This is a genomic window from Vibrio sp. V03_P4A6T147 (genome assembly GCF_002241085.1).
Taxonomy (GTDB): domain Bacteria; phylum Pseudomonadota; class Gammaproteobacteria; order Enterobacterales; family Vibrionaceae; genus Vibrio; species Vibrio anguillarum.
On the sequence record NZ_NDIO01000376.1, the window covers coordinates 1 to 5,503 of the forward strand.

At 43.6% G+C, this 5,503-nt stretch carries 3 protein-coding genes and 1 pseudogene; 3 read left to right on the top strand and 1 reads right to left on the bottom strand.

Translation table 11 applies throughout. The annotated features are described in order from the left end of the window. Nucleotides 1–500 precede the first annotated feature (500 nt). The gene (locus B9J84_RS14395; protein WP_064626157.1) at nt 501–1,388 is read left to right on the top strand and encodes a LysR family transcriptional regulator; all 888 of its coding nucleotides are present in this window, start codon (nt 501–503) and stop codon (nt 1,386–1,388) included. A gap of 43 nt (nt 1,389–1,431) precedes the next feature. Here the strand turns inward: B9J84_RS14395 and B9J84_RS14400 are convergent, their stop codons facing one another. Beyond that, nucleotides 1,432–4,122, bottom strand: a complete 2,691-nt coding sequence (locus B9J84_RS14400; protein ID WP_094124429.1) for a bifunctional acetate--CoA ligase family protein/GNAT family N-acetyltransferase — start codon at nt 4,120–4,122, stop codon at nt 1,432–1,434. A 219-nt stretch (nt 4,123–4,341) separates the two neighbouring features. On the opposite strand from B9J84_RS14400, the gene B9J84_RS14405 reads away from it, so the two are divergent. Both B9J84_RS14405 and B9J84_RS14410 read left to right on the top strand, forming a co-directional pair. Beyond that, nucleotides 4,342–4,923: an SPOR domain-containing protein gene (locus tag B9J84_RS14405; protein WP_013867790.1), complete on the top strand. Its 582-nt coding sequence runs from the start codon at nt 4,342–4,344 to the stop codon at nt 4,921–4,923. 171 nt (nt 4,924–5,094) lie between these two features. Further along, a pseudogene (locus tag B9J84_RS14410) lies at nt 5,095–5,503 on the top strand (D-alanine--D-alanine ligase A); the annotation flags it as partial.

Sequence of the window (5,503 nt, forward strand, 5' to 3'; positions counted from 1 at the left end):
AAACACCGCTGTAGCTTCAAGTAGGAAGAGAATATAACAATCTAGAGTTACGGATGTGATGAAAATTACCATTTTTCTGTATTCACGCTCTTTTTGAACTGAGTCGCTAAAAACGTTAGCAATACGTTAAAAGCTGTCTATATTTTTCCAGTCTGCTAGAATCGCGTTGTTTATATTTTAGCCTTTAATTTTACACACTTATCGAGGTTTTACATGGAGCTTGGATTAATCATCGTTTTTATCGTGGCTGCAGCGGTCATGGTTAAGAAAGAGATGTCAGAAAATAAGAAATAGACTCACTCATTGATAACTTTTCTACCCCTTTTTAAATGAATGTGTCTCAAAGCCAGTATTAAACTGGCTTTGTTATTTCTACGATTTTTGGTTCCAAACCAGTTCTCCTCGTCTATTTTCCATCCCGTCAGAGATACCACAACGATGATAAATAAGGCATACTCGTTATTGCATACTCACTGCAATTTCACCAAAGGATGTCCATTTTGCAAAGTCCAATTACCTTAGAAGCGCTTCATATTTTAGATGCGATTGATAGACGAGGCAGCTTTGCTGCGGCGGCAAATGAGCTAAGCCGTGCACCATCATCGCTGAGTTATCAGATCCAAAAATTGGAACAAGATTTAGATATCACTATTTTTGACCGTTCAGGGCATAAAGCGACGTTTACTGAAGCCGGCTTGCTCATTCTTGAGCGGGGTAGAGCCATTTTATCGGCGACAGAAAAATTGGTGAATGACGCAACCTTGTTAGCGAATGGTTGGGAACTGGATTTGACGGTCGCATTTGACGGTATTATCCCTATTCATAATTTTTTCCCAATGGTTGAAGCGTTAGGTAATGTCAGTAAAACACGAATCCGTCTTCAAGAAGAAATTTTAGCGGGGTGTTGGGAGTCACTTTCAACCGATCGAGCCGATTTGCTGATTTGCCCACGTATCGATACGTTACCACAAGATGTAAAAGCAGAAACCATAGGAACTATGTCAATGGTTTGGGTAGCGGCCAGCTCGCATTACGTGCACAAACGAAGCGGTGCATTTGATGAAGAAGCAAGGCAAAAGTATCGAGTGATTGCGATTGCCGATACCGCGCGTGACCAGCCTGCAATGAGCGTGAATATTTTGCAAAAACAGCCGCGTCTGACGGTAACTAATTTCAGCGCAAAATGTGCCGCGTTAGTGGAAGGGTTAGGTATTGGCACATTACCTAAACAGATAGCAGAGCCACTGATCGCCTCAGGTAAACTGAAAGCAATCAGCGGATCTGAAGAAAAATCGATGCAGATCATTATGGCATGGCGGCGTAATAAAATGGGCGAAGCAAAGTCGTGGTGTGTGCAATACCTCAAGAAAAACTGGGTGCTAAGTTAAAATTTTGGGCGGATCGCAGTGATCAAATCTGATCGCTACGGCTTTATTCTGGTTTATTTAAGATCAAAACCATATCTGCCGTCCCATCTTCGAAATGCACTTCAATCTCAAAACCTAATTTTTGCGCTAGCGTCAACATGCCTCGGTTGGTTGGCATGGTCATGCCGGAAATTTGTAAGGTTCCTTTCAAGCGACAATAGTCGATGATTTTTTGCAGCAAGATTTTACCTAAACCTTTTCCTTTTAAATCCGAACGGATCAAGATGGCGAACTCAGCATCGCTATTCTCAGGGTTAATGAGTGCTCGTGAAACGCCAATAATACTCTCTTGATCATTGGTATGATCCACTGCGACAAAAGCCATTTCTCGGTCATAGTCAATTTGAGTAAAATTGGCTAAGGCTTCATGGTTAAACTCGCCGACATCCGAAAAAAAGCGTTTGTACAAATCTTCTTTTGATACGTTACGGATAAACTCTGCATGATGCGGCTCATCTTCGGGCAAGATTGGGCGTAAGGTAATGGCCGAGTTGTCCTTTAGGATCACACTTTCTTCAAACTCACTTGGATAGGGGCGGATAGCTAATCTACTTTGTCCGTCGCCTTGGTAATCTTTTAGGACTAAGTTGGCATCCAATATGGTGAATTGATTGCCATTGGCTAAAACCGGGTGAATATCTAATTCATCTATTTGTGGACATTCAATAATCATCTGCGAGATACGAACTAAAAACTCAGATAACCCATCAATATTCATTGGCTCTGGTAGTTTTTGCAGCCGAATTTTCCCGCTGCGTATTGCTCTGACAATCAGATAACGAGCGAGCGTCATATTCAGTGGGGGGAGTGCGGCGGCGGCATCGATTGATTCATCCCATTCTGAACCACCTTGTCCCAGTAAAATGACCGGGCCAAAGGTTGTATCAGTGATCACTTTGATCCTGAGCTCTTCACCGCCAGCGAGCTTTGCCATTGCCTGAACCAATAACCCATGAACATTAGCGGAAGGATACGAGATCTGCGTGCGATCCAATATCGCTTGTGCTGCGCTTGCCACTTCGTGGCGGTTGCGTAGATTGAGCATCACGCCTTGCACATCTGATTTATGCGTAATATCGGGCGAACGCAATTTCACCACGACTGGGTAACCAATTTGCTCGGCAATATGTACCGCTTCACTGGCATCAGAAGCTATCCAAGTTGGTAATACGTTAAAATTAAAACATTTAAATAGCTTGCCTATTTGGTGTGTATCAAGGTGGCGGGTAGGGTGTATATCCAGTTGCTCCGCTATCCATTGCTGCGCGCTGTGTATTTCTGACACGTGAACGAGTTCTGCGGTCGTCGGCGTTTCCATTAGTTGCTTTTGATTTCGACGGTACTCGACTAAGTGCATGAATGCCACTACTGCACTTTCTGGCGTTCGATAGGTTGGAATGCCCGCTTGGGTAAATATTTGTCTAGCCGGGCGCGCGGTAAGTTCACCTGACCAATTGGTTAGGATGTTAAAACGTTTATGGCGAGGGTGCGCTTTAATCGCGTCGACCACCGCTTGAGCGGTTTGCTCAGACTGCGCAATCGCAGATGGGCTGTGCATAATGAGAATGGCATCGGTTTTATCACTATCTAGCAGCACATTTAGTGTATTAACGTAGCGAGTATGATCCGCATCACCCACCATATCGACCGGATTACTGTGAGACCAACTTTTAGGCAGGCACTGATTTAGTTTTTGATAAGTAGACTCTTCAAGATCGGCAAGCTTTCCGCCTCGATCTAACAAGGTATCGACGGCCATAATAGCTGGCCCGCCACCATTGGTAATAATAGCAAGACGTTCACCTCGTAATGGAACGGAGTGAGTGAGTGTTTCAACAGCGGCAAAGAGTTCATGGGTATTATTCACCCGTAACATACCCGTGCGTTGAATTGCGGAGTCATAAATAATGTCGAGTGTATTGTCTCCACCAGTATGTGCTTGCGCCGCTTTACGTCCAGCAAGCGTTCTTCCTCCTTTTAATACTAAGATTCGCCGGTTACGTGACGCGGCACGCGCTGCCGACATAAAACGGCGAGCATCCTTAATCGTATCAACATAAAGCAAAATGGCTTGGGTGTGTCTATCCGTGCTCAGGCAATCAAGCAAGTCAGAGAAATCGATGTCGCTGGCATTACCAAGAGAAATAAATGCTGAAAATCCGATCTCTTTGTCATTTGCCCAATCTAAAATCGTGGTACAAACCGCTGCAGATTGTGAAATAAAGGCAATGTTACCTTTTAAGGCTGTGACAGGAGAAAACGAAGCGTTGAAATTTAACCAAGGTAGGATCAGCCCTAAGCTATTGGGGCCCAAAATGCGCATTCCTGCCGATTTTGCAATTCTAGAACATTGGGCTTGGATTTCGACTCCTTGAGCATCTTCAGTATACATATCAGATGAAAGTACGATGACGGAGCTGATGCCTTTATCTGCCAATTGCTTAAATAAGGTGACGTTGCGTGTTGCGTGCGTGCATAAAATCGCAATATCAGGGACGATAGGCAGAGATTCGATACTTTTGTAGGCCAATACGCCACAGACGGATGGATAATAAGGCGTGACAGGCATAATCGCACCATCGAAGCCTCCTTGAAGTAGGTTCTTCATCACAATATTGCCAGCACGAAGCGAGCGTACTGATGCACCAACAACCGCGATCGATTTTGGTTTCAGGAATGGATTTAAATTGTTCATGTTGATGAACCTTTCACTCACGAATTACCGTTAGCTTAGCGAACAAATGCTATCCTTGTTCACTATATTGGTTTGATTGTGATCATTACGTCGTGAGACAACTGCGACTTTGTGCCATAAATCACAGTACAAAGGTATATAATCACAAAGCGAGCTTGATTCTGAGCGTCGCTATCGGCATGATTTATAGTAATTTCTACTTAAGGCGTTGAACAATTCATGAAAAAAATCACAATTGTCGGTTTATCAGTGCTTCTGGCTGCCTGTGCATCTGATACATACATTACCGATGTCACCTCTGAAAGCCATCGTGAAGAGTACAAAGTTGCTCCGGTTCAGCAACCAGTAGTCGCTCAGGAAGGCATGGCTACTGGAATTTCTGAGAGCAATGTCGAAACGAATGTGGTGAAGATGTCTCCTAACGATACAGAGAAAAAAGTCGTTAAGATGAGCCCTCAAAGCAAAGCCGCAGTAGCGCTCATTCCACCGACAGCTAAACAGACGGCAATGAATCCGCGTTTTGGCTACACCATTCAGGTCGTTGCTGTTGGATCACAGAATAAAGTTGATCAGTTTGCCAGTAAACTGCCCAATTCTGACGGCCAACCTATTTGGGAAAATTATAAAGTAGTGAATGGAACCAAGTGGTACACCGTACTTTATGGTGACTACGCAACTCGTGCCGATGCTGTTGAAGCAATTAAAACACTGCCAACCGAGTTTCAAGCAATGAAACCTTTTGCCAAAAGTATTGATACCATCAAAAATTCGGAATTTCCGACACTCAATAAGTTAAACTGATTCTGGATTTTATCGCGAATAAATGATCAAAGGGGCTTATGCCCCTTTATTGCTTATAACTTAGCCTGTTACAACAGTAAAAAGGTTTTCCTTGGCTAAAACCGTGTAACTTCACACTGAATTGATTATCATGATTTATAGTTTATTCGTCAGCAGCATGGACAGATTTTAATGACTCAAACAACAATCCTATTATTATGTGGTGGCGGTTCGTCAGAACATGAAGTTTCACTTGTGTCAGCTAACTATTTACAAGCACAACTTGAAAAAACAGAAGGTTTTCAAGTTATTCGCGTCGAAATGCGACCCGATGGTTGGTACAGTGAAAAGGGCGATCTGAGTTTCTTAGATACGAATGCTGCAACGTTGAATACCAATGGCGTCGCCGTCAATATCGATTTTGTGGTTCCTTGCATTCATGGTTATCCAGGGGAAACGGGCGACATTCAATCGATGCTCGAGCTGGCTGGCATCCCATATTTAGGTTGTGGTCCAGAAGCCAGTGCTAACAGCTTTAATAAAATTACATCTAAGCTTTGGTACGATGCGCTGGGTATTCCTAATACACCTTATCTTTTTC